The organism is Candidatus Accumulibacter phosphatis (genome assembly GCF_012939955.1).
Lineage (GTDB): Bacteria > Pseudomonadota > Gammaproteobacteria > Burkholderiales > Rhodocyclaceae > Accumulibacter > Accumulibacter delftensis.
Genome location: NZ_SPMY01000042.1, coordinates 17,568 through 42,184, shown reverse-complemented (window position 1 = coordinate 42,184; position 24,617 = coordinate 17,568). Strand labels below are relative to the sequence as shown.

25 protein-coding genes and 1 pseudogene are annotated in these 24,617 nt (G+C 62.7%); 23 read left to right on the top strand and 3 right to left on the bottom strand.

What is annotated here, in order from left to right:
* The 16 genes and pseudogenes from E4Q23_RS14830 to truB all read left to right on the top strand — a co-directional run.
* On the top strand, positions 1-413 hold a 413-nt coding region (locus E4Q23_RS14830; RefSeq protein ID WP_272873689.1), incomplete at its 5' end, for an IS4 family transposase.
* 523 nt (positions 414-936) lie between these two features.
* Entirely contained in the window at positions 937-1,347 is a 411-nt protein-coding gene (locus E4Q23_RS14825) for a universal stress protein (RefSeq protein ID WP_169067354.1), read from the top strand.
* A gap of 131 nt (positions 1,348-1,478) precedes the next feature.
* Positions 1,479-2,674: pseudogene (locus E4Q23_RS25270) on the top strand (peroxidase family protein).
* The gene (locus E4Q23_RS14810) at positions 2,662-2,856 is read left to right on the top strand and encodes a hypothetical protein (RefSeq protein WP_291998037.1); all 195 of its coding nucleotides are present in this window, start codon (positions 2,662-2,664) and stop codon (positions 2,854-2,856) included. Before E4Q23_RS25270 ends, E4Q23_RS14810 begins: the two are co-directional and overlap by 13 nt.
* Positions 2,857-3,081: 225 nt before the next feature.
* Complete coding sequence (locus E4Q23_RS14805; RefSeq protein WP_336511701.1) at positions 3,082-3,912, top strand: 3',5'-nucleoside bisphosphate phosphatase; 831 nt, start codon at positions 3,082-3,084, stop codon at positions 3,910-3,912.
* A 15-nt stretch (positions 3,913-3,927) separates the two neighbouring features.
* A complete protein-coding gene (locus tag E4Q23_RS14800) occupies positions 3,928-4,554 on the top strand; it encodes an L-threonylcarbamoyladenylate synthase (protein WP_169067350.1) in 627 nt (208 codons plus the stop codon).
* Positions 4,555-4,567: 13 nt separating this feature from the next.
* Positions 4,568-5,233: a site-2 protease family protein gene (locus E4Q23_RS14795; protein WP_169067349.1), complete on the top strand. Its 666-nt coding sequence runs from the start codon at positions 4,568-4,570 to the stop codon at positions 5,231-5,233.
* Positions 5,234-5,250: 17 nt separating this feature from the next.
* A complete protein-coding gene (locus tag E4Q23_RS14790) occupies positions 5,251-6,453 on the top strand; it encodes a tryptophan--tRNA ligase (protein WP_169067348.1) in 1,203 nt (400 codons plus the stop codon).
* A 23-nt stretch (positions 6,454-6,476) separates the two neighbouring features.
* Positions 6,477-7,322: a segregation and condensation protein A gene (locus E4Q23_RS14785; protein ID WP_169067347.1), complete on the top strand. Its 846-nt coding sequence runs from the start codon at positions 6,477-6,479 to the stop codon at positions 7,320-7,322.
* Positions 7,300-7,890: an SMC-Scp complex subunit ScpB gene (gene scpB / locus E4Q23_RS14780; RefSeq protein ID WP_169067346.1), complete on the top strand. Its 591-nt coding sequence runs from the start codon at positions 7,300-7,302 to the stop codon at positions 7,888-7,890. Before E4Q23_RS14785 ends, scpB begins: the two co-directional genes overlap by 23 nt.
* A gap of 244 nt (positions 7,891-8,134) precedes the next feature.
* Complete coding sequence (locus tag E4Q23_RS14775; protein WP_336511700.1) at positions 8,135-8,854, top strand: pseudouridine synthase; 720 nt, start codon at positions 8,135-8,137, stop codon at positions 8,852-8,854.
* A gap of 143 nt (positions 8,855-8,997) precedes the next feature.
* Positions 8,998-9,465, top strand: a complete 468-nt coding sequence (rimP, locus tag E4Q23_RS14770; protein WP_169067344.1) for a ribosome maturation factor RimP — start codon at positions 8,998-9,000, stop codon at positions 9,463-9,465.
* Positions 9,466-9,479: 14 nt separating this feature from the next.
* Positions 9,480-10,952 carry a transcription termination factor NusA gene (gene nusA / locus E4Q23_RS14765; protein ID WP_169067343.1) on the top strand — a complete coding sequence of 491 codons (1,473 nt, stop codon included), beginning with the start codon at positions 9,480-9,482 and terminating at the stop codon, positions 10,950-10,952.
* 19 nt (positions 10,953-10,971) lie between these two features.
* Positions 10,972-13,905, top strand: a complete 2,934-nt coding sequence (gene infB / locus E4Q23_RS14760) for a translation initiation factor IF-2 (protein WP_169067342.1) — start codon at positions 10,972-10,974, stop codon at positions 13,903-13,905.
* A gap of 86 nt (positions 13,906-13,991) precedes the next feature.
* Positions 13,992-14,378 carry a 30S ribosome-binding factor RbfA gene (gene rbfA, locus E4Q23_RS14755; protein WP_169067341.1) on the top strand — a complete coding sequence of 129 codons (387 nt, stop codon included), beginning with the start codon at positions 13,992-13,994 and terminating at the stop codon, positions 14,376-14,378.
* The gene (gene truB, locus E4Q23_RS14750; protein WP_169067340.1) at positions 14,375-15,268 is read left to right on the top strand and encodes a tRNA pseudouridine(55) synthase TruB; all 894 of its coding nucleotides are present in this window, start codon (positions 14,375-14,377) and stop codon (positions 15,266-15,268) included. Before rbfA ends, truB begins: the two co-directional genes overlap by 4 nt.
* A 55-nt stretch (positions 15,269-15,323) precedes the next feature.
* Here the strand turns inward: truB and E4Q23_RS14745 are convergent, their stop codons facing one another.
* From E4Q23_RS14745 to E4Q23_RS14735, 3 genes are read right to left on the bottom strand one after another with little or no spacing between them, the layout of a single operon-like run.
* Positions 15,324-15,989: an energy-coupling factor ABC transporter ATP-binding protein gene (locus E4Q23_RS14745; protein WP_169067339.1), complete on the bottom strand. Its 666-nt coding sequence runs from the start codon at positions 15,987-15,989 to the stop codon at positions 15,324-15,326.
* On the bottom strand, positions 15,986-16,678 hold the full coding sequence (locus tag E4Q23_RS14740; protein WP_169067338.1) for an ABC transporter permease: 693 nt from the start codon (positions 16,676-16,678) through the stop codon (positions 15,986-15,988). The genes E4Q23_RS14745 and E4Q23_RS14740 overlap by 4 nt, the downstream gene beginning before the upstream one ends.
* A gap of 11 nt (positions 16,679-16,689) precedes the next feature.
* Positions 16,690-17,511, bottom strand: a complete 822-nt coding sequence (locus tag E4Q23_RS14735; RefSeq protein ID WP_169067337.1) for a substrate-binding domain-containing protein — start codon at positions 17,509-17,511, stop codon at positions 16,690-16,692.
* Between the two features lie 311 nt (positions 17,512-17,822).
* On the opposite strand from E4Q23_RS14735, the gene E4Q23_RS14730 reads away from it, so the two are divergent.
* The 7 genes from E4Q23_RS14730 to E4Q23_RS14700 all read left to right on the top strand — a co-directional run bounded on the left by E4Q23_RS14730 (position 17,823) and on the right by E4Q23_RS14700 (position 24,605).
* Positions 17,823-18,878 carry a quinone-dependent dihydroorotate dehydrogenase gene (locus tag E4Q23_RS14730; RefSeq protein WP_169067336.1) on the top strand — a complete coding sequence of 352 codons (1,056 nt, stop codon included), beginning with the start codon at positions 17,823-17,825 and terminating at the stop codon, positions 18,876-18,878.
* 97 nt (positions 18,879-18,975) lie between these two features.
* A complete protein-coding gene (rsxA, locus tag E4Q23_RS14725) occupies positions 18,976-19,560 on the top strand; it encodes an electron transport complex subunit RsxA (protein WP_169067335.1) in 585 nt (194 codons plus the stop codon).
* A gap of 13 nt (positions 19,561-19,573) precedes the next feature.
* Positions 19,574-20,125 carry an electron transport complex subunit RsxB gene (gene rsxB / locus E4Q23_RS14720; RefSeq protein ID WP_169067334.1) on the top strand — a complete coding sequence of 184 codons (552 nt, stop codon included), beginning with the start codon at positions 19,574-19,576 and terminating at the stop codon, positions 20,123-20,125.
* 108 nt (positions 20,126-20,233) lie between these two features.
* Positions 20,234-22,066: an electron transport complex subunit RsxC gene (rsxC, locus tag E4Q23_RS14715; RefSeq protein ID WP_169067357.1), complete on the top strand. Its 1,833-nt coding sequence runs from the start codon at positions 20,234-20,236 to the stop codon at positions 22,064-22,066.
* A 123-nt stretch (positions 22,067-22,189) separates the two neighbouring features.
* The gene (locus E4Q23_RS14710; RefSeq protein ID WP_169067333.1) at positions 22,190-23,215 is read left to right on the top strand and encodes an RnfABCDGE type electron transport complex subunit D; all 1,026 of its coding nucleotides are present in this window, start codon (positions 22,190-22,192) and stop codon (positions 23,213-23,215) included.
* Entirely contained in the window at positions 23,212-23,910 is a 699-nt protein-coding gene (rsxG, locus tag E4Q23_RS14705; RefSeq protein WP_169067332.1) for an electron transport complex subunit RsxG, read from the top strand. The genes E4Q23_RS14710 and rsxG overlap by 4 nt, the downstream gene beginning before the upstream one ends.
* Positions 23,910-24,605 (top strand): electron transport complex subunit E, encoded by a 696-nt coding sequence (locus E4Q23_RS14700; protein ID WP_169067356.1) that lies wholly within the window; start codon positions 23,910-23,912, stop codon positions 24,603-24,605. The genes rsxG and E4Q23_RS14700 overlap by 1 nt, the downstream gene beginning before the upstream one ends.
* Positions 24,606-24,617 lie beyond the last annotated feature (12 nt).

The following is a 24,617-nucleotide window of genomic DNA, read 5'->3' as shown; positions in this document are numbered from 1 at the left end:
ATCGCGCACGCTGGGAAATCGAGATCCTCTTCCACATCCTCAAGAACGGCTGCCGCATTGAGGCTCTGCAACTGGGAACCATCGCTGGTCTGCAACGTGCCATCGCACTCTACCTCATGGTCTCCTGGCGGATTGCTGTGCTGATGCGATTCGGCCGAACCTGCCCCGAATTGCCCGCCGACTTGTTCTTCCACGAAGATGAATGGCATGCCGCCTACCTCCTTCACAAGAAGAAACCACCCGCTGACCTCCCAACTCTCAACCAGGTCCTGAGATTGGTCGCCATGCTCGGCGGCTTCCTTGCACGCAAAGGCGACGGAGAACCGGGCGTCAAAACCATCTGGCTCGGTTTGCAGCGTGTCATGGATTGCGCTATCGGCCTCCAGTTCATGCGTCAGGCAGATCCTGGGTAAGTTGTGTATAAGGCTATGGGTTGAACCCACGCGATCCAGGAGATCGCTGCAAACCCTCCGGAAGTGTGTCGCAGACCGCTCCATGCCTCGAATCCTGCAGCAACAACCGCCTTGGTAGCAGGTCTACAAGCCCGTATGACGAAATGCCCAGTTGCGAGGTTTGGCCCCCGAGGGCGGGTGGGGAAGTCCTCTCCGCCGGACGGGCGGGGGAGCTAGCCGTAACAGTGAACGGCCGCAATCAGCCCAAGGACCTTGCGGGTATGAGCGTTTCGGATGCCGTAAAAGCTTTGCTTCGCCGGGCTCCGCCCTTGACAGCGCCCTCGACGCTCACGGCGCTCCCCTTGCTGGATGGCGTGTGTTGGGGATGGTAGGGAAGTTTTTCTGGCGGTTTCTGACGCTTTCATGTCCTCAATCCGTGAAGTGATTGACCGCGGCGCCTTGCGTCGGTAATACTTGCCGGTGAAGCTGGCATGCGCGTCCATTCGCAGGTTCATTCAGACCGAAAAAAAAGAGGAATATCAACATGTACAAGACTATTCTGGTACCCATCGACATGGCGCACGTCGTCGAAGGTAAGGCCAACGTCGATCTTGCCGCGAGCCACTGCGCGCAGGGCTCGAAGGTCATTTTGCTGAATGTGGTGGAAGACATTCCGAACTGGGCAGCAATCGACCTGCCGGCAGGTCAGTTCGAGAAATCAGTCGAATTGACGACAACGGAACTGAAAGCGATAGCCAAAGCCAGCGGCATGCACATGGATGTTGATGTAAGAGTCGGCCATTCCTACGATACCATTCTCAAGGTGGCCAAGGAGAGAAATGTCGATTTGATCATCATCGCGTCACATCGACCCGGCTTCCAGGATTACTTTCTCGGCTCGACCGCGGCCAAGGTAGTGCGTCACGCGAACTGTTCGGTACTGGTGGTTCGCTAGACCCGTTTCCTGTCCTTGCGTCGCCCCCGGATCTCGAGAGCCGGCTCCCGACCTACTGAAATCCGGAGCCCGGTTTGCTGTCTTCGTCTCGCGGGGGGCAAACACATCAAAGCTAACAGTAACCTCCGAAGCTGCGCTTAGGCGATTGCCGGAAAGGAACCTACCAGATTGCGCCGGATTTTCGGTCGGCTTCAAGGCGCGACAACAGGCGCATAGTCGAACTATGTAACTGTTGTCGCAACACAGAAGGCGGGCGAAAAGACAAGCAAGATGGTAGGTTTTTTGACAGAAATCGCCTTGGCCCCCTGGCGGCTCAGGCGGAAGGTCGTAGCTACGACGGCTCAGGCAACAACCTGGCCAACCCGAGTTGGGGAGCTGCCGGGACCACGCTGGTGCGGGCGGTTGCCGCGGCCTATGACGATGGTCTCTCGGCTCCGCGCGGCAGCAGTGGCTCCGGCCTTCCCAATCCGAGGCTGATCAGCAACTTGGTCGTCGCCCAATTGACGATGCTGCCCAATACCCACCAGATGAGCGACTGGGTTTTTCAATGGGGGCAGTTCGTCGACCACGATCTCGATTTGAGCAACGCGGCTTCTCCGCCGGAGCCGTTCAACATCATCATCCCGGCCGGCGAGCCGATGTTCGATCCGCTTCCACGGGAACGCAGATCAAGCCTTTTCTGCGCTCGAATTACGATTCATCGACCGGCATCAGCAGCCCTCGCGAGCAGATCAACGAAATTACGTCGTATCTCGACGCGTCGATGATTTATGGTTCGGACGAAGCGCGCGCGCTGGCGCTGCGAACGCTCGGCGGCGCCGGAAAACTCAAGACCAGTTCGGGAAATCTTCTACCGCTCAATACCTTCGGCCTGGACAATGGCACCGGTGGGTCCGTTGATCCGACAAAGTTCTATGTCGCCGGCGACCTGCGCGCCAACGACGAGATCGGACTCACTGCCGTGCACACCTTGATGATGCGCGAGCATAACCGCCTGGCGGAACAAATCGCCATCGTCAACCCCAGTTGGGATGATGAGGCGATTTATCAACGAGCCCGTAAACTGGTTGCCGCCGAAATCCAGGTCATCACGTTCAACGAGTTCCTGCCGGCGCTCCTGGGCGATGCCGCACCGAGCATCACCGGCACCTACGATGCGAACAGCAGTGCGGCGATCCTCAGTGAGTTTTCGACGGCATTGTTCCGGGTCGGTCATACCATGCTCTCGCCGCAATTGATGCGTGTGCAGACCGACGGAACGACGGAACGGCAGCACCCGGTGGCCACGTGCTCTTGCGAGATGCCTTCTTCCAGATGGAAAACCTGAGTGGCGCGGGCGAACTCGAATTCTTTCGCAAAGGGCTGGCCTCCGACAAACAACAGGAAGTTGACATGCACGTGGTCGACGACGTCCGCGACTTTCTCTTCGGCGAACCCATCCCGGGCGGGTTCGACCTGGCATCTCTCCTGGCCGCTATGCGTCGTCGACGGCTGGACGGAAAAGGCTGAGCCGAGAAGGCTCCTGTTGACTGGCCAACGCCAGCCTGGTTTTGGCAAGGCAAGGCAAGGGCAAGTGGCCACTTTTTTGTGTGGGCTTGCGGCGTGAAAGCGGCGCGAGGCCGCTCAGCAGAGTATTCCTGGATGGACAAGGCGAGCCCGGCGCGGGGAGCCATCCGGCGGCTGTGCTATCATGCGTGGTTTACGATTTTGCGCTGCCTGGGCCTATCTTCTGCCGTGTTCAACTGCGATCTTCATTGCCATTCCACTTGCTCCGACGGCCTTCTGGCGCCAGCTGATGTCGCCGCGCGGGCGGCCGCCAACGGCGTCGACCTGCTGGCGCTGAGCGACCATGATTCGCTCGACGGTTTGCTGGCGGCGCGGTCGGCAGCAGCAGCGGCGGGAATGGGTTTCGTTAACGGCGTCGAGATTTCGATCGAGTGGCAGGCGCTGCAGATTCATATTCTTGGCTACGCCTTCGATAGTAGCCATCAGGCGCTCAACGCCGGCCTGGAAAGTATTCGCGCAGGGCGCGTGGATCGCGCACAGCAGATGTCGTCCGAACTCGAGAAAGTCGGCATTGCGGGCGCTTTCGACGGTGCGATGCGCTACGCGGCCAATCCCAGCCTGATCAGTCGTGCGCATTTCGGCCGCTTCCTGGTCGAGACCGGAGTGGCCAAGGATCTGCGCAGCGTCTTCGAGTCCTACCTGGTTCCCGGTCGACCGGGTTATGTCGATCACCGCTGGGCGACTCTCGCCGATTCTCTGGCCTGGGTCCATGCCGCCGGGGGGCTGGTGGCGGTGGCGCATCCCGGGCGCTACAAGCTTTCGCGCGCCGAAATGCGTCGCTTTCTGGCCGAATACAAGGATCTTGGCGGCGAGGCGATCGAGGTGGTATCCGGCAGCCACACCCAGGAGCACGTCGATACTTTCGGGCGTTACGCCAGGGAGTATGGCTTTCTGGCCTCGCGGGGCTCCGATTTCCATGGGCCGGGCGAGAGCTATTTTGATCTGGGGCAACTGGCCGCCTTGCCGGATGGGTTGAAACCCATCTGGAAAGCGTTCTGAGCCGGGGAGAGAGCGATGGCGCAGTACGTTTCGATACATCCCGATAACCCGCAACAGCGACACCTGAAGCGGGCGGCGGAGATCGTTCGCCAGGGCGGCGTCATCGCCTTGCCGACCGACTCCAGCTACGCCCTCGGTTGCCAACTCGGCGACAAGGCGGCGGTCGAGCGAATTCGCAGTATCCGTGGTGTCGATGAGCGCCATCTGCTGACGCTGATGTGCCGCGACCTGTCGCAGATTGGTCAGTTCGCACGCGTCGACAATGCCACCTATCGCTTGCTCAAGGCGACGACGCCGGGCAGCTACACCTTCATTCTCGAAGGAACGCGCGAGTTGCCACGGCGTGTCCTGCACCCGAAACGGAAGACCATCGGCCTGCGCGTGCCGGCGCATGCCGTCACCCTGGCATTGCTTGAAGCGCTTGGCGAGCCGCTGCTGACTTCGACGCTGATTATTGCCGGCGACGAGGGACCGCTGACCGAAGGCTGGGAAATCCAGGAACGGCTCGAAAGCCAGCTCGAATTCATCCTTGACAGCGGCAATTGCGGCATCGAGCCGACGACCGTTGTCGATCTGACCGCTGCGCTGCCGACGCTGGTCCGCGCCGGACTGGGGCCCTTGGCGCCTCTCGGCCTCGATTGAGGAAGGCGACTACATGCAAGAAATCATCCAGACTGTCGCCATCGCCGCCTTGCCGGTGATCCTGGCGATCACCCTGCACGAGGCGGCGCACGGCTACGCGGCGCGCTACTTCGGCGATCCGACGGCCTGGCAAGAGGGCCGCATCACCGCCAATCCGCTGAAGCACATCGACCCCGTCGGAACGATCCTGGTGCCAATCATCATTTTGGCGCTGTCGTGGTCTTCGGGCGCGGGCGGCATCCTGTTTGGCTGGGCCAAGCCGGTGCCGGTTAATTTCGGCCGCTTGCGCCACCCCAAGCAGGACATGCTGTGGGTCGCCGCCGCCGGGCCGGCCGCCAATCTGGCTATGCTATTGTTCTGGGCGATGCTGATGAAGCTGACCGTGACGCTGCCGATCCATTTCTTCAGCGTAGCGATGGCGCGAATGGCCGAAATCGGCATCCTGGTCAATCTGGCCTTGATGGTGCTCAACCTCTTTCCATTGCCACCGCTCGACGGTGGCCGTATCGCGGTCAGCCTGCTGCCGCCAAAAGCCGCCTGGCGCTTCGCGAAGCTCGAGCCCTTCGGCTTTCCGATCCTGCTGCTATTGTTGTTTACCGGCATCCTGAGCAAGCTCCTGATGCCGGTGATGAGTGCGGTGATGGGCATGATTTATTTCATTTTTCAATTTTCCGGCTGAACGTCCAGAGAGCGAACATGTACGCAGAACGAGTCCTCTCCGGTATGCGCCCGACCGGCAGCCTGCATCTTGGCCACTACCACGGCGTGCTCAAGAACTGGGTCGCGCTGCAGCACCAGCATCCCTGCCTGTTCTTCGTCGCCGACTGGCACGCGCTGACCACCCAGTACGACGATCCACAAGGCATCGTCGCCGCGTCCTGGGACATGGTCATCGACTGGCTGGCGGCCGGTGTCGATCCGCATCGAGCGACGCTGTTCATCCAGTCGCAGGTTCCCGAACACGCCGAATTGCATCTCTTGCTGTCGATGATGACGCCGCTCGGCTGGCTGGAACGGGTGCCGACCTACAAGGACCAGCAGGAAAAGCTGGAGAGCAAGGACCTGTCGACCTACGGTTTTCTCGGCTATCCGCTGCTGCAGTCGGCGGACATCCTGATCTATCGTGCCGACAAGGTGCCGGTGGGCGAGGATCAGGTGCCGCACATCGAGTTCTCGCGGGAGTTGGCGCGGCGCTTCAATCACCTCTACGGACGCGAAGCGGGCTTCGAGGACAAGGCCAGGGAGGCGGTCAAGAAGCTGGGGTCGAAGCGCGCCCGCTCCTATACGCAGCTACGCACCTATTTTCAGCAGAACGGTGACAAGACGGCCATCGAGCGTGCTCACGCGCTGCTCGACGAAGTTCCCGGCCTCGAGCACGCCGACCGTGAGCGGCTCTGTGGCTATCTCGAAGGCACCGGCAAAATGATTCTCGTCGAGCCCGGCGCGTTGCTTACCGCCGCGTCACGGATGCCCGGCCTCGACGGCCAGAAAATGTCGAAATCTTATGGCAACACGATCACTCTGCGCGAGGATGCGGCGTCGGTGACACACAAGGTCCGGCGCATGCCGACCGACCCGGCGCGCGTGCGTCGCGATGACCCGGGCGATCCGGACAAGTGTCCGGTCTGGCAATTGCATCAGGTGTATTCGGACGAGGCCTGCCAGGCCTGGGTGCAGCAGGGTTGTCGCAGCGCCGGTATTGGCTGTCTGGACTGCAAGCAGCCGGTGATCGATGGCATTCTCGCCGAGCAGGCACCGATGCGCGAGCGCGCGCAACCGTACCTGGACGACCCGCGCCTGGTGCAGGAGATCATCGCCGAAGGTAACCACAAGGCGCGCCAGCTCGCTCGCGAGACGATGCGCGACGTGCGCGACGCGATGGGCTTGAACTACAGCTGAGCACGGTTTCGAGGCGCACGGAAATGAGCGATAGCGCGACCATGGGCGCAGCAGAACAGCCGCCGCCTCCTGAAGTGGTGAGTCCGCTGGCCCGCATCTACGGCCAGCCGCTGACGCAGTTGCCGCTCGACCTGTATATCCCGCCAGATGCCATGGCGGTGATGCTCGACGCCTTCGAGGGGCCGCTCGACCTGCTGCTGTACCTGATTCGCAAGGCCAACGTGAATGTCCTCGACATTCCGATGGCGCCGCTGACTGCACAGTATCTGCTCTACGTCGAAGCGATGCGCACGCACAATCTCGAACTGGCTGCCGATTATCTGGTGATGGCGGCCATGCTGATCGAGATCAAGTCGCGCATGTTGTTGCCACGCCCAAAGATCGATGCCGATGATGAGGCCGACGATCCGCGCGCAGAACTGGTGCGCCGCCTGATTGAGTACGAGCAGATGAAATTGGCAGGGCATGGGCTCAATGAACTGCCACAGGCCGAGCGCGATTTCGAGTGGGTCGAGGTGTGGGTCGAGAAGACCTTGTTGCGGCGCCTGCCCGAGGTCAGCGTGCTGGATTTGCAGAATGCCTGGCGGGGCATTCTCCGCCAGGCCAGGCTGCACTCGCATCACCGGGTGCAGCGCGAGGAATTGTCGGTGCGCGAGCACATGACGATGATCCTGCGTCATCTGCGCGATGCCGGCGGCTTCGTCGAGTTCGTTGATCTCTTCGACCCGCAACAGGGGGCCCCGGTGCTGGTGGTGCACTTTCTGGCGCTGCTCGAACTGGCGCGCGAGCACCTGCTCGAAATGACGCAGGTCGAAGCCTTCGCGCCGATTTACCTGAGGTTGAGCGATGAGCGCCACGAATCTCGATAAGCCGCTGCGCGCTGAAGCGCTGCCGGGCACTCACGCCGATCTCAAGCGGGTGCTCGAGGCGGTGCTTTTGAGCACCCGTACGCCCTTGTCGATTTTTGAACTAGGCAAGGTATTCGACGAGCGGATTGGCGCCGACCTTCTGCGCGCCTTGCTCGACGAGTTGCGCCAGGAATGGAGCATGCGCCCCCTGGAGTTGCTGCAGGTGGCAAGTGGCTGGCGCTTTCGTACGCGCGCCGAGTTCATGCCCTATCTCGAGCGGCTGAACCCGGAAAAGCCACCGCGTTACTCGCGTGCAGTCCTCGAAACGCTGGCCATCATTGCCTATCGTCAGCCGGTGACGCGCGGCGACATCGAGGATATCCGCGGTGTCACCGTCGCCACGCAGGTCATCCGGCTGCTCGAGGAGCGTGGCTGGGTCGACGTCGTCGGTCATCGCGACACCCCGGGGCGGCCAGGATTACTGGCGACGACCCGTAAATTTCTCGACGACCTCGGCTTGCGCAGTCTGGCCGAGTTGCCGCCTCTGCAACAAATCAATTCAACCCTGGACCTCGCTGATGGCCAATAGCAAGCGCAGATTGCCTGCCGCCCCTTCTCGTTCCCCGCGCCCGGCGGCAGCCGGCGCCCCCCGGCGACGTCCGATCGATGCTCCTTCCCCCGAGCCTGCGGCCACGGAGGAGGGCGCTCGTCGCCGGGCTGCGCCGAGCCCGACCGTTGATCCGTCAAAACGTGGCCGGCACCAGGACGTTCCCAGCAAGCCTGAGCGCCTGCACAAGGCGTTGGCGCAAAGCGGCATCGGTTCGCGGCGGGAGATGGAAGAGCTGATCGTCGCCGGGCGGGTCAACGTCAATGGCCAGCCAGCGCACGTCGGGCAGACGGTCAGCCCCGGCGACCGGGTCAAGGTCAACGGCAGACTCGTAAGTCTGCGCTTTTCCAATCGTCTGCCGCGGGTGATCCTCTATCACAAGCCCGAAGGCGAAATCGTTTCGCGCAACGATCCCAATCATCGCCCGACGGTGTTCACCTCGATGCCACGCCTCTCGGCCGGACGCTGGGTGGCGGTTGGCCGGCTGGACTTCAACACCAGTGGTCTGCTGTTGCTGACCACCTCGGGAGAACTCGCCAACCGCCTGATGCATCCGCGCTATCAGTTGGTGCGCGAGTACGCGGTGCGCATTCTCGGCGAAATCACCGACGAGTCACGCCAGCGTTTGCTCGAGGGTGTCGAACTCGACGACGGGCCGGCACAGTTTGCCAGTTTTCAGGAGGCCGGCGGCGAAGGCGCCAACCGCTGGTATCGCGTCTCGCTCTTCGAAGGCCGCAACCGTGAGGTGCGGCGCATGTTCGAAGCCGTCGGCGCCTTCGTCAGTCGCCTGATGCGCGTTCGCTACGGTCCTGTTGCGCTGCCGCCGAACTTGAAGCGCGGGCAGGTCCTGGAGCTTGCCGAAGACGAGGTGAAGCGCTTGCTGGCGGGATTCGACATGGAGAACCCGGAAGGCGATCGCCCCCCGCGGCGCAGCCGCGAGCGATGAGCGCGCAGCGCGAGAGCTCTGTCAGCGCGCAGGCCGATTTACGTCGGCGACTATTTTCGCTATAATCCAGCGGTTTTCCGGTCGCCCCTTGTGGGCACAACTTTTCGGGGATGGGCGTTTCGCCCATTTTTTTATTTGCAGCCATGGATGTGCACGAAGTTCTTGAAAAAACGGTGTCCGGCCTCGGCTACGAGTTGGTCGATGTCGAGCGCAGTCCGCGTGGCCGCGTGCTGCGCGTCTTCATCGACAAGCCGGACAAGCCGCGCGGCGTCGATGTCGAAGACTGTGCGCTGGTCAGCAATCAGTTGTCGCGGGTATTGATGGTCGAGAACTTTGATTACGATTGTCTCGAGGTCTCCTCGCCGGGGATCGACAGGCCGTTGAAGAAAGAGGCTGATTTCGAGCGTTTCGCGGGGTCCGAGATCACTCTCAAGCTGCGCTTGCCGGCGAACGGCCAACGCAACTTCAAAGGTGTCCTGCAGGGTGTGCACGAAGGCAAGGTGCGCTTGCAGATCGATTCGGGCGAGGTGCTGTTCGACCTGGTCAATGTTGACAAGGCGCGTTTGGTGCCCAACTTCGACTTGGCAAAATCGACTGATAGGCTGGTTTAGGAGGTAATGAGCAAATGAGCCGCGAAATCTTGCTGCTGGTAGATGTCCTGGCACGTGAAAAGAACGTCACCAGAGACATCGTCTTCGGCGCGCTGGAAATGGCGCTGGCGTCGGCTACCAAGAAGCGCATCCACGACGACGCGAATGTTCGCGTGGTGGTCGACCGCGAAACCGGCGATTTCGAGACCTTCCGCCGCTGGGAGGTCGTTGCCGATCCTGACTTTCTTGACGAGGAGGAACAGCTCCCCTTGTCCGAAGCGCAGGTGCAGGATCCCGAGGTCGAGGTCGGTGACTTCCTGGAAGAGGCGCTGGAGCCGATCGATTTCGGTCGTATCGGCGCGCAAGCTGCCAAGCAGGTGATCCTGCAGAAGATCCGCGACGCCGAGCGCGAACAGATTCTCAATGATTTCCTGGCGCGCAAGGAACATCTGGTGATCGGTGCCATCAAGCGCATGGAGCGTGGCAACGCGATCATCGAAACCGGCAAGATCGAAGCCTTGCTGCCGCGTGACCAGATGATTCCACGCGAGAACCTGCGTGTCGGCGATCGCGTCAAGGCCTATCTGCTGCGTATTGATCGTGCTGCCCGCGGGCCGCAGTTGATTCTCTCGCGAACGGCGCCGGAGTTCATCATCAAGCTGTTCGCGCTGGAAGTTCCCGAAGTCGATGACGGCTTGCTGGAGATCAAGGCGGCTGCCCGTGACCCCGGCATGCGCGCCAAGATCGCGGTGAAATCCAATGATCAGCGTATCGATCCAATCGGCACCTGCGTCGGTATGCGTGGCATGCGGGTCACCGCGGTGACCAATGAACTGGCCGGCGAGCGCGTCGATATTGTCCTTTGGTCGCCAGATCCGGCACAGTTTGTCGTCGGTGCGCTGGCGCCGGCGGAAGTCAGTTCGATCGTCGTCGATGAGGAAAAGCATTGCATGGACGTGGTGGTCGACGAGCAGAACCTGGCGATTGCCATTGGTCGTGGCGGCCAGAACGTTCGTCTCGCTTCGGAAATGACCGGCTGGACGATCAATCTGATGACCGAAGACGAGGCGCAAACGATGGTCGAGGCCGAGGCGGCAGCGATTCGCGTCTTGTTCATGGAAAAGCTCGATGTCGACGAGGAAGTGGCCAATATCCTGATCGAGGAAGGATTCTCGACGCTCGAGGAAGTTGCCTATGTGCCGGTCCACGAAATGCTGGAAATCGAGTCCTTCGACGAGGCGACGGTTCAGGAGCTGCGCGAGCGTGCGCGAAATGTTCTACTTACCGAAGCGATTGCTACCGAAGAGAAGATCGAGGATGTCGCCGAGGATATGCTGAGCCTTGAAGGGATGGACAAGTCCCTGGCCGGAAAGCTGGCGGGAAGCGGTATCAAGACGCGCGACGATCTCGCCGATCTGGCGGTCGATGAACTGACCGAATTGACCGGCATGGATACCCAGCGGGCTAAACAACTGATCACCACGGCGCGTGCGCACTGGTTCGAGTAAGCGGGAAAAAGGAATTCATATGGCGCAAACGAGTGTTGCCCAATTTGCTACCCAACTGAAGATGCAGGCGGGTGCCCTGCTCGAGCAGCTGAATCGCGCCGGCGTTACCAAGAGCGAGGCGGATGATCTGCTTTCGGAGCAGGACAAGTCCAGGCTTCTGGAGTACCTGCGGCGGTCGCATGGTGGTGAGGCCAAGACCAAGATTACCTTGACGCGCAGAGAAACCAGCGAGATCCGCTCGCAGGATTCGCACGGAAAATCGCACACGGTCCAGGTCGAAGTGCGCAAGAAGCGCGTGCTCGTCAAGCGCGAGCCGACCGAGGCGCGAGGAGCCGCTGCCGCAGTGCCGCCGCCAGTGGCTGCCGTAGCTGCTGGAGCGGGTGAGGAAATGGCCGAGGCAGTCCTGGCGTCGGTGTTTGAGCCGGTGGTCGCGGACAATGCCACGCCGGAGCTTGTTGCCGCTGTCGAGCCGGTCGCCGAGCCGGCTGTCGAGGAAAAGGCCGAGCCAGTGCGCGAAGTGCCCGCCGAACTGCTCATCGAGACGCCGGTCGAAGCGGCGCTTGAAGTGAAGGCCGAAGCAGTGGTCGATGCGGCGGTCGAAGCGAAGCCCGAAGCGGTGGTCGAAGCGGCGCAAGAAGCGAAGGCCGAGCCAGTGGTCGCGGAAAATGCCAAGCCACCTGCCAAGAAAGCCAAGGTCGAAGCCGGCGGCAGAAAAGTGGTGACGCGGGCATCGATCATCGGCGAGGAGCAGCAGAAACTGCGCGCCGAGGAAGAGCGGCGTAACGCCGAGTTGCGTGCGCTGCAGGAAGCCGAGTTCAAGAACAAGCAGCAACGCGTTGTCGACCTGGCGCGGGCCAAGCAGGATGCCGAAGCCAAGGCCGTCGCGGCCAAGGCCGCCGGGGTTGCCAAGCAGGTCGCCGCACAAACCGCCAGCGAACGGCCGGCGGAAGACAAGACCTTGCACAAGCCGGTTGGCAAGCCTGCCAGCACCGACAAGAAAATACCGGAGAAGAAGGCCGCTCCCGACAAGAAGGGGCAGTGGAAGAACGAAGGTGCCAACAAGCGGGCGGGGCTGCGCACGCGCGGCGCAACCGGTGCTGCCGGCTGGCGGGACAACAAGCATGGCAAGCGCGGCGGTCGCGGTAGCACTGCCGATGAAGAACATTCCTTCCAGGCACCCCTCGAGCCGGTGATGCACGACGTTTCTGTCCCGGAGACCATCTCGGTCGCCGACCTTGCCCACAAAATGGCCGTCAAGGCCACCGAGGTGATCAAGGCGCTGATGAAGATGGGCTCGATGGTGACCATCAATCAGGTGCTCGATCAGGAAACGGCGATGATCATCGTCGAGGAAATGGGCCACAAGGCGTTTGCCGCCAAGCTCGACGATCCGGATGCCTTCCTCCTTGATGACGAAGGCGTCGACCACAAGGATGCACCGCTCGAACCGCGTGCGCCGGTGGTGACCGTCATGGGCCACGTCGACCACGGCAAGACTTCGCTACTCGACTACATTCGCCGTACTCGTGTTGCCAGCGGTGAAGCGGGTGGCATCACCCAGCACATTGGTGCCTATCACGTTGAAACAGCGCGCGGGATGGTGACTTTTCTCGATACGCCGGGTCACGAAGCGTTTACGGCGATGCGTGCCCGCGGCGCCAAGGCCACCGACCTGGTTATCCTGGTCGTTGCTGCTGACGATGGCGTCATGCCGCAGACGCGCGAGGCGATTCACCATGCCAAGGCCGCCGGCGTACCGCTGGTGGTCGCCGTGAACAAGATCGACAAGCCCGGCGCAGAACCTGAACGCGTGAAGCAGGAACTGGTTGCCGAACAGGTCGTACCCGAAGAGTATGGCGGCGACGTGCCGTTTATCCCGGTTTCGGCGAAGACCGGGCAGGGTATCGACGAGTTGCTCGAAAACGTCCTGCTGCAGGCCGACATGCTCGAACTCATGGCGCCGAAGGATTCGCCGGCCAAAGGTTTGATCATCGAAGCGCGGATCGACAAGGGTCGCGGACCGGTGGCAACGATGCTGGTCTTGTCCGGAACGCTGCGTCAGGGCGACGTCGTGCTGGCCGGCCAGGTCTTCGGTCGGGTGCGCGCCATGCTTGACGAAAACGGCAAGGTGATCAAGGAGGCCGGACCGTCGATCCCGGTCGAAATCCTGGGTCTCTCCGATGTCCCGACGGCCGGGCAAGAGGCCGTGGTGCTGGCCGACGAACGCAAGGTGCGCGAAATCGCGCTCTTCCGTCAGGGCAAGTACCGCGACGTCAAATTGGCGACCAAGCAGGCGGCCAACCTCGAGAGTATCCTCGATACGATGACCACCGCCGAAGCCAAGGTGTTGCCGTTGATCATCAAGGCCGACGTGCAGGGATCTCAGGAAGCGCTGGTGCAGTCGCTGCAAAAGTTGTCGACCGCGGAAGTCAAGGTCAACGTCATCCACGCAGCTGTCGGTGCCATCAGCGAGTCCGATGTCCATCTGGCGCAAGCATCGAATGCGGTGATTATTGGTTTCAATACTCGTGCCGACGCCGGTGCGCGCAAGGGAGCCGAGCATTCGGGTGTCGATATTCGCTACTACAACATCATCTACGATGCGGTAGACGAGGTGAAGAACGCGCTTTCCGGCATGCTGGCGCCCGAGAAGCGCGAACACATCACCGGCCTGGTCGAGATCAGACAGGTTTTCCATGCCACCCGAATTGGCACCATTGCCGGCTGCTACGTCCTCGAGGGGGTCGTCAAACGCAACTCGCGCGTCCGCCTGTTGCGCAACCATATTGTCGTTTGGGACGGCGAACTGGATGGCCTGAAGCGCTTCAAGGATGACGCCAAAGAAGTGCGTGGCGGTTTCGAATGCGGTCTGTCGCTGAAGAACTACAATGCCTATGAAGAGGGCGACCAGCTCGAAGCCTACGACGTTACCGAAGTTGCACGGACACTCTAGCCATGACCGCCGCCCTCTTCTCCTGGCCCTTCTCCCGCAAGGGGAGAAGGGAGTTTCGTGAGTCGCTTGCGCGACTGGCCAATTAAATGCCTGCCAACAAAGGTTTTTTGCGCCGGGACCGGATCTGCGAGCAGATCCGCCGCGAGCTCGCCGAAGTCATCCGAACCGAGCTGCGGGACCCGCGCGTGGGCATGATCAGTTTGACCGAGGTGCATATCAGCGCCGATTACGCGCATGCCAAGGTCTACTTCAGCAGCCTGGCCGGTAGCGAACATCTCGATTCGGTGATGCTCGGTCTGCAGAAGGCATCGGGTTTTCTGCGTAGCGAACTCGGCAAACGGATCAGCATTCACAGCACTCCGCAGCTGCACTTCATTTTCGACGAGTCCCTGGAGCGTGGCGAGAAAATGTCCAAGCTGATCAGCGAGGCAGCGGCGATCTCGGATCAAACCGATCCTCCAGAACAGGTTTGAGTATCCGCAAGAGCTGGCGACGCGTTGACGGCGTTTTGCTCCTCGACAAGCCGACGGGGATGACTTCCAACACGGCGCTGCAAGCTGCCCGGCGCCTGTTCTCAGCGGCCAAGGGTGGTCACACTGGCACTCTCGACCCAATGGCCAGCGGCCTGCTGCCGCTTTGTTTCGGCGACGCTACCAAGTTCGCGGTCGATCTGCTCGCCGCCGACAAGACCTACCAGGCGGATCTCCTGTTCGGCGTCACGACTGATACCGGTGACGCCGATGGCAGTGTCGTCGAGCGTCGCCCGGTCGCTTTTCAGCGCAACGAACTCGAGCCTGCTCTGGCCGGCTTGCGCGGGCCGATTCGCCAGATCCCACCGATGTACTCGGCCTTGAAGCGCGACGGAAAACCGCTTTACGAGCTGGCGCGCCAGGGCATTGAAGTCGAACGCGAGGCACGCGCGGTGACGATTCACGAGCTACGCTTGCTGGATTACAGTGGCGAGCGTTGCCGGTTGTTTGTCGCCTGCAGCAAAGGCACCTATATCCGCAGCCTGGCCGAGGATCTCGGTCGGGTGCTCGACTGCGGCGCGCATCTCACCGCTCTGCGTCGCGTCGCCGTCGGCGCACTCGCCGTTGCCGACGCCGTGACCCTTGATGAGTTGGCGGCACTCACTGAAGAGGGGCGTGAACGCTGGCTGTTGCCTCCCGACGCTTTACTGCAGAGTCTGCCAGCGGTCAGTCTCGACGACGAGGCCGCGCTGCGTTTCACGCACGGCAATCCGGTGGGCAGCGCTGCGGCGCCCGGAAAGTGCCGCGTCTATGGGCAGGGTCGGCTCCTCGGTCTCGGCGAAGTCGATGGCCAGGGCAATGTGCAGCCGCGCCGGGTGATTGGTTCGGCGTAGCGCGGGTCCGCGGGGCAGGATTCGGCGCCGCCGGTCCGCCGTGCACGCGGGCCGCTCACAGCGCAGGCGTGCTGTTCTGTTGAATTAGCCCGTCGACCAGGTGCAGCCGACGCCGGTCGGCCAGGGCAATCATGTCGCGATCATGGCAGGCAATGACCGCCGTGGTCTCTGGCCCGCAGAAGGCCTGCACCAGATCGATCGTCTGCTGGCGTGATTCGGCGTCGAGGTTGGCGGTGGGTTCGTCGAGCAATAGCACTTTCGGTGCCAACACCCAGGCCCGTGCCAGCGCCACGCGCTGCCTTTCGCCGCCCGACAGCTTCTGCGGCGGTGTCCGCAGGAGGTGGCCGAGGCGCGCCCAGGCAATTGCCGCGGCGACCCGGCGTTCGCGCTCGCCCGCTTCGACACCCCTGGCGCGCAGCCCGTAGGCGATATTCTCGACCACGCTGGTATGGAAAAGATAGGGCTGCTGATGGACGTAGATCACTTCCTGGCGCAGCCAGTTCGGATAGGGCGACCAGTCGAAATGGCGTTTGCCGAAGTGGCCGACACCGCTGTCCGGTGCATCGATGCCGGCCAGAATGCGCAGCAAGGTCGACTTGCCGCTGCCGTTTTCGCCGGTCAGAACGTAACGCTCGCCGGCGCTCAGGCTCAGTGCGTCGATCGCCAGCAAGCGTCGTTCGCGGAAGGATTTGCTCAGCGCAGTCACTGCCAGCAGGTTCATCGGCGCGATTCCCCTTGAAAGAAGGCGAAAGCCGAATTGACGCCGAGGGCGACCACCAGCAGCACAATGCCGAGGGCAATTCCCTGCGCAAAATCTCCCTTGCTGGTTTCCAGGGCAATCGCCGTCGGAATGTTGCGGGTCACCCCCGCGATGTTGCCGCCGACCATCAAGGAGCAGCCGATTTCCGAGACGATGCGACCGAAGGCATTGCACACCGCTGCCAGCAGCGCGAAACGTACCTCGACGAGCATCGTCCAGCCAACGCGTGTCGCCGACGCCCCGAGCGCCACGGCAGTTTCGCGTGCGCGCGGGTCAGCGCCCTGGATCGCCGCCAGTGAGAAGGCGATGAGTACGGGCAGGGCGATGAGCACCTGGCCGATGACCATTGCCGTCTGCGTAAACAACAAATTCAGTTGCCCGAAGACGCCCTGGCGTGAAAGCAGCAGGTAGAGCAGCAGACCGACGACCACCGTCGGTGAGGCCAGTAGTCCCTGGATGACCACGATCAGCGCACGCCGCCCCGGGAAGCGCAGGGTGGCCAGGAGATAGCCGCAACCAACCCCGACCGGCATGGCGATCAGCATGGCGCGCAGGGTCACCGATAGCGAGACGCCGACGATGGTCCACAGCTCAGCATCTCCGGAGAGCAGTAGCCGCAGTGCCGCGCGAGTGGCGTCGAGGAGGCCCAAAGAGTGGGCCGCTACTGCTTGCTGGCCGGCGCCACGAAGAACAACTGTTCTCCTTTTGGCTTGAAGGCGCCGATTGCCGCCCGCCCGGCGGCGCTGGTCAACCAGTCGATCAGCGCCAGCGCGTCGCTGAAGTTGATGTCCGGGTACTTGCTGCGGCTGACGGGCATGATTCCGTAGGGATTGAACATGCGCGGATCACCTTGCACCAGGATCTCCAGTCCGGTCTTTGCCTGATAGCTGGCAAAGGTGGCGCGATCGGAAAGGGTGTAAGCCTGCATTTCGCCAGCCATGGTCAGCACCTCGCCCATGCCGAGACCCGCCGATAGGTGCCATGGCCTTCCCCGGGCGGTGATGTCGAGTGCTCGCCAGTAGCTGTGCTCCATGCGCTCGGTTCCGGAATCGTCGCCGCGCGAGACGAAGCGCGCCTGCGTGGCGGCGATTTGCCGCAGCGCCGCCAGTACGTCGTCGCCACCGCGCACCCCGGCCGGATCGCTGTTCGGGCCGACGAGGACAAAGTCGTTGTACATCACGTCACGCCGTTCGCTGCCGTGGCCGGCGGCGACGAAGGCCTCTTCGGCCTCGCGGTCATGGACCAGAACGACGTCGACATCGCCGTTTTCCGCCAGCTTGAGGGCTTTGCCGGTACCTACCGAGATGACATGCACCTTGATCCCCCGTTGCCTTTCGAACTGCGGCAGGATGGCGCGCAGGAGACCCGAATTGTCGGTGCTGGTGGTCGTCGCCAGGCGCAGATCGCGCGCTTCGATGGCGCTCGAATGCACGACGAAGAGCAGGATGAATGCTGTTGCCAGGCGGTAGAGGCTAACGGTCATGATGGGACTCCATTTGTTTTTTTGTCCCCCGCTTGCCGCCGACAAGCGCTGGGCCGCGCTTTGTCGATGCCGGCACCACGGCCTTGGTCAGGAGCATGCCGCTGCCGTAGTCAAGCGACCCGAGAGGGCTGCTGGAAAGCGAGTTTATCGACAAACTCGAGCCCGACCAAGCCCTATTCGTGCTTCCGGCGACTGCCCCGGACGACCCGCCGCGCCTCCTGGCAATGACGCTGGCTGCGGGATGATGGATAGCGCTTGATTCCCGCTCGCCGCTGCACGCGCCGGATGCTGCCATGCGGTAAAATGCGGCGATGATCTATCCGCTGCTACGCAAATTTTTCTTCGCCCTCGACGCCGAGACTGCTCATGGCGTCGGAATGGCCGGTATCGACTTCGCCAAGGCCACTGGGATCGCGTGCTTGCTGGCGCGCCCGGTCGCTCCCGACCCGGTGACGGTGATGGGGCTGGAGTTCCCGAACCCGGTCGGCCTGGCTGCCGGTCTTGACAAGAACGGCGAGCACGTCGACGCACTGGCTGCGCAGGGCTTCGGTTTTATCGAGATCGGTACGGTGACGCCGCGTGCGCAGCCGGGAAATCCCAAACCTCGCCTCTTCCGCATCCCGGAAAAGCAGGCCATCATCAACCGCATGGGCTTCAACAATGACGGCGTCGAGAAACTGCTGAGCAACATCGCTGGCGCCAGGTTTGCGCGCGAGGGCGGCGTTCTTGGCATCAATATCGGCAAGAATTTCGATACGCCCATCGAGAAAGCAGCCGACGACTATCTGCTTTGCCTCGAGCGCGTCTATACCGCCGCGAGTTACGTGGCGGTGAATATTTCCAGTCCGAATACCAAGAACCTGCGCGAACTGCAGCGCGACGACGCGCTGGACGCCTTGCTCGGCAGCCTGAAAGCCGCGCAGGCCAGGCTTGCCGACCGCCACGGCCGCTACGTGCCGCTGGCGCTGAAGGTCGCCCCGGACCTCGAAGACGCGCAGATCCAGGCGATCGCGGCGCTGCTGCGCCAGCACCGTATGGACGGCGTCATCGCCACCAACACCACGCTGTCGCGAGCCGGCGTCGAGGGAATGCCGAATGCCGAGCAGGCGGGCGGCCTTTCCGGCGCACCGGTGCTGGCCCTGTCGACGGCCGTGATTGGCAAGCTGGCGGCAGCCCTGGGCGGCGAAGTGCCGATCGTCGGCGTCGGCGGGATCATGAACGGGGACGATGCCGCAGCCAAGATCGCCGCCGGCGCCAGTCTGGTTCAGTTCTACACCGGCTTTATCTACCGCGGCCCGGAACTGGTCGCCGAGGCCGCCGCCGCAATCGCCAAGCAGCGCACGCTGCACTCGCCGCGCACGGCCTGAGCCGGGAAGGCGCTACTGACAAGGTGGTTGTACGCACGCTTTCGACACGCGATAATCGCTGCGCCCCGGATTGCGCCGCCCACCGCCTACGCACATCATGACCCACTACCTGTTCATCATCATCGGCGCGGTCCTCGTCAATAACGTCGTGCTGGTGAAAATCCTCGGCCTTTGCCCGTTCATGGGCGTTTCCAAGAAACTGGAGACGGCTTTCGGCATGGGTGCGGCGACGACTTTCGTGCTCACCGTGGCCACCGGTGCCAGCTACATCATCGACCATTACCTGTTGATGCCTTTCGGCCTCGAATACCTGCGCACCCTGTCGTTCATCGTTACCATCGCCGCCGTTGTGCAGCTCACCGAAATGGTGATCCAGAAAACCAGTCCACTGCTGCATCAGGTGCTCGGCATTTATCTGCCGTTGATCACCACCAATTGTGCGGTTCTCGGAGTGCCCTTGCTGAACATTGCCAACAAGAATGACTTCGTCGAATCGCTGCTTTTCGGTTCCGGCAGCGCCGTTGGTTTTTCGCTGGTGCTGGTGCTCTTTGCCGGCATCCGCGAACGCGTCGAAGGCGCCGACGTTCCGGTCTACTTTCGGGGCACGGCGATTGCCATGGTCACGGCCGGGCTGATGAGCCTGGCGTTCATGGGTTTTGCCGGGCTGGACCGCTACCAGTGAGAGTGGACAGGCAATGATCACTGCCCTGGTAATCATGGCGCTCGGGGCCATCGTCCTCGGCGCGGCGCTCGGCTATGCGTCGATCAAGTTCAAGGTCGAGGGCGACCCGGTGGTTGACAAGATCGACGCCATCCTGCCGCAGACGCAGTGCGGGCAGTGTGGCTACCCGGGTTGCAAACCCTACGCGACGGCCATTTCGGCGGGCGAAGCCGACATCAACCTCTGTCCGCCGGGCGGTATGGATGGGGTGCGCAAACTCGCCGACCTGCTCGGCCGCGAAGTCAAACCACTGGACGCCGAGGAAAAGCCGAAACAGCTGGCGATCATCATCGAAGAGACCTGCATCGGCTGCACCCTGTGCATCCAGGCCTGCCCGGTCGACGCCATCGTTGGCGCCGCCAAGCAGATGCACACGGTCATCGAGTCCCTCTGCACCGGTTGCGAGCTGTGCGTCAAACCGTGCCCGGTCGAGTGCATCGAAATGCGGCCGATCACCGAAAACCTCGAGAACTGGAAATGGAAATACCCGGTGATCGAAATAAAGCCCGTCAAGCGTGCGGCCTGACGGTCATGAAAGTCATGACCGTCCCCCTCTTTCCCGACCCTTCTCCCGCAGCGCGGAGAAGGCCGATTCGTGAGTCGCGTACGCGACTTTCACGGTAAAGCGACGGCAATGCTGCAGCGACTGTTCAGCTTCAAGGGAGGCGTCAAACCGCAGACCCACAAGACGCCTTCGGTGCAGGAGCCGATCGCCGTGGCGCCGCTACCGTCGCGCCTCTACGTGCCGCTGCATCAGAGCATCGGGGGTGTGGCCAACCCGCTGGTCGAAGTCGGTGAGCGGGTACGCAAGGGGCAGGCGATAGGCGGTGCCGACGCCTGGCTGTCGGCGGCGGCACACGCCTCCACTTCCGGCACGGTCCTTGCCATCGAGGAGTATGTGGCCGCGCATCCCTCGGGTTTGCCGACGCTGAGCGTGGTCATCGAGCCCGACGGCCGCGACGAATGGGTGCAGCGGACGCCGCTCGATTACCGCAGTCTGCCGCCCGAGCAGGTCCGCGAGGCGCTCCGTGACGCCGGCGTCGTTGGCCTCGGCGGGGCGGTTTTTCCGAGTCACGCCAAGCTCACGGCGGCCGCAGGCGTGGCCGTGGAAGAACTGGTCATCAACGGCGCCGAGTGCGAGCCCTACATGAGCTGCGACGACGTCCTGATGCGCGAGCGCGCCGAGGAAATCGTCCGCGGCATTGCCATCTTCCGCGATCTGCTGGCGGCGCGGCGGGTGCTGATCGGTATCGAGGACAACAAGCCGGAAGCCGTCGCCGCCATGCAGCAAGCGGTGCAGGACGTTGGCGAAGACTATCAGGTCGTCGCCGTCCCGACCCGCTATCCGGCTGGCGGCGCCAAGCAGTTGATTCGCGTTCTGACCGGCAAGGAAGTCCCGGCCAGCAAGCGCTCGACCGAACTCGGCGTGCAGTGCTTCAACGTTGGCACGGTGTACTCGGCGTATCGCGCACTGGCCTTCGGTGAGCCGGTGATCTCGCGCATCGTCACCCTGGCCGGCAATATCGAGCGACCGCGCAATTGGGAAGTGCGACTCGGCACGCCGCTGCGCGATCTGGTCGCGCTCGGCGGGCCGAAAGCCGACACTGATCGCTACCTGATGGGCGGGCCGATGATGGGCTTCGCCTTGCCGAGCCTGGACGCGCCGGTGGTCAAGGCGAGCAACTGCATCATCGCCGCGTCGCCGACGCTGTTCGCGCCGAGCCCGCCGGAGATGCCGTGCATTCGTTGCGGCGCCTGTGCCGAAGTCTGTCCGCATGAGCTGCAACCTTTCGAGTTGTACTGGTTCTCGCGGGCGCGCAACTTCGGCAAGACGCAGGAATACCACCTCTTCGACTGTATCGAGTGCGGCTGCTGCAGCTATGTCTGCCCTTCGCATATCCCCCTGGTGCAGTATTTTCGTTTCGCCAAGAGCGAGATCTGGTCGCGCGAGCGGGAAAAGAAAGGCGCCGACGCCGCCAAGGCGCGCTTCGAACTGCGCAACGCGCGCGAGGAGCGCGAACAGGCGGAGAAAGCGGCACGGCTGGCCAAAGGCGCTGCCGCGCGCGCAGCCGAGAAGCAGGCGCGCGCGGTAGCGGCGGTCGAGCCTGCGGTCGCTGACTCGGCTTTTAGTGTCGCCAGTCCGCAGCTGAAACCGGCCGACGCGCCTGCAGCAGTGGCCTCGACCGCGCTCGCCAGCCCTGCGCCTCCCGAAGCTCCCGAGCTTGATGCCGAAGCGATCAAGAAAGCAACCATCGTCGCGGCGATGGAGCGTGCGCGCGCCCAGCGCGCGGCGGTGCAACCGAGAAACACCGATCAACTGACTTTCGAGCAGAAGCGCCAGCTGGCTGCCGTCGATGCGAGGCGGGCCGCGTTGCAGGCAGAAGAGCGAGAAGGGGCGGCAGAGGCGGGCGCGGCGAGGGCATCCGTCGAAACGCCTAACGGTCATGACATGTTGAGACACCCCTGATCATGAAAGTCATGACCGCCCCCTCTTCCCCCGGCCCTTCTCCCGCGAGGGAGAAGGGAGTTTCGTGAGTCGCATACGCGACTTTCACATTAAACAGGTCGAAAAACAAGGGCCGATGGCCGAATGATGGATTTCAGTACGCCCCCCTATCTGTTGCAGGAGCGCATCAGCGTGCGCCGCGTCATGGTGCAGGTGTTGCTGGCCCTGTTACCCGGTGTTGCCGCCTACGTCTGGCTGATCGGCCCGGGCATCGTCGTGCAACTGGTGATCGCGACGCTGACGGCACTCGCCGGCGAGGCTTTGATGCTTGGCCTGCGGCGCAAGCCCCTGGCCCTGTTCCTGAGCGATGGCAGCGCCATCGTCAGCGCCTGGCTGATTGCCTTGAGCTTCCCGCCGCTGGCGCCGTGGTGGTTGATCGTCGTCGCTACGCTGTTGGCCATCGTCGTCGCCAAGCATCTCTATGGCGGCCTGGGCCAGAATCCGTTCAACCCGGCGATGGTCGCCTTTGCCGCCTGCATCGTCTCCTTTCCGGCGCTGATGTCGCAATGGCCGGCGCTCGGCCTGAAGCTTGGTTTTCTCGAGCAGTTGCAGATCATTGCCGGCCTGGCGCCACGCATCGACGTGATGAGCGGCGCGACGCCGCTCGATGCGCTCAAGACGGCGCTGAAGCTCTCCGATGGCAGCATTGATGTGCCGATGCTGCTGGCGACGCAGGAGGTTTTCGGCAATTTCGCCGGTCGTGGCTGGGAGTGGGTGGCCACCGGCTATCTGCTCGGCGGCCTGTGGTTATGGCAGCGCAAGCTGATCAGCTGGCACGCGCCCTTCGGTTTTATCCTCGGCTTGAGCTTGCTGGCGGCTGCGCTCTGGGCGTGGAACCCGCAGCAGTTCGCCAGTCCGGTCTTCCATCTCTTCTCCGGTGGCGCGTTGCTCGGCGCTTTCTTCATCGTCACTGACCCGGTTTCCGGTTGCACGACGCCGAAAGGCAAGCTCATCTTCGGTCTGCTCGCCGGCCTGCTGGCGTACATCATCCGCGTCTTCGGCGGTTTTCCGGATGGCGTCGCTTTTGCCGTATTGCTGATGAATCTTTGTGTGCCGCTGATCGACATGTATTCGCAGCCGCCGGTCTTCGGTCTGAAGAACGAGCCATGACGCCGCCACTCAAGACGCTCAGCGCCGCATCGATGGCCGTGCGCACGGCCATCGTCCTGTTCATTTTCGTCGTCGTCTTTACCGGCCTGCTGGCAGCCGCTTACCAGGCGACCGAGCCGGCCATCGGAGCCGCGGCAGCGGCCGAGAAAATGAAACTGATCGGCGAAGTTCTGCCGCGCGAGTTCTACGACAACGACCTGCTCAACGACCAGCGGCAGCTGCCGGCAAACGCCGGGCTCGGCCTCGACGAGCCGTCGACGGCGTATCTGGGGCGCAAGAGCGGCAGCGCCAGCGCGCTGATCTTCGAAGCCGTCGCTGCGGATGGCTATTCCGGAAAGATTCGCCTGCTGCTGGCGGTGGCCGCCGACGGCAGGCTGCTTGGCGTGCGCGTCACGCAGCACAAGGAGACGCCCGGCCTCGGCGACTACATCGACCCGCGCAAGGACAAGAACAAGGAGCGGCCGTGGATCACCCAGTTCAACGATCTCTCTTTGGCGACCGTTTCCGAGCGCGAATGGGCGGTCAGGAAAGATCACGGTCGTTTCGACTCGCTCGCCGGCGCGACCGTCACGCCGCGCGCGGTGATCAAGGCAGTGCACAAGGCAATGCAGTACGTCGCCGAAAACCGCCAGCAGCTCTTTGCCAACCCTGAAGTGCCTGTACCCCCCTCAGCCAGCCCAGGAGGAAGCAAGTGATCGATCGCGAACAATTCCGCCAGATCGTGGACAACGGCGTCTGGCACCAGAACGCCAGCCTGATACAGCTGCTCGGACTATGCCCGCTGCTGGCGGTGACCACGACCCTGGTCAATGGGGTGATGCTCTCGCTGGCGACGATCATGGTCATGGCCGTGGCCAATGTCGCCGTTGCTGCACTGCGCAATCTGATCCCGCACGAGATTCGCATTCCTGTCTTCATCCTGGTCGTGGCCGCGCTGGTGACCGTCGTCGACCTGCTCTTCAACGCCTATTTCCACGAGCTGTATCTGGTTCTCGGTATCTTCATCCCGCTGATCGTCACCAACTGCATCGTCCTGGCGCGGGTCGAAGCTTTTGCCAACAAGAATCCGCCTCTGCAATCGCTGCTCGACGGCATCTTCATGGGCGTCGGCCTGCTATGGACCCTGGCCCTGCTCGGCGGCCTGCGCGAACTGATCGGCGGCGGCACGCTGTTTTCGGGGATCGACATGGTTTTCCCCGGCGCGCAGGGGCTGCAACTACTGCCGGCCGACTATCCCGGATTCCTGCTCGCCATTCTGCCGCCAGGTGCTTTCATTCTTCTCGGCTTCCTGATCGCCTGGAAGAACTGGGTCGAAGCGCGCGCCGCGGCGCGCAAGCCCGATTCCGGATCGGACCAGGCGTCGCCGCTGCCTCTTGCCGACGGCGCCTGAGCGCCAGCGAAT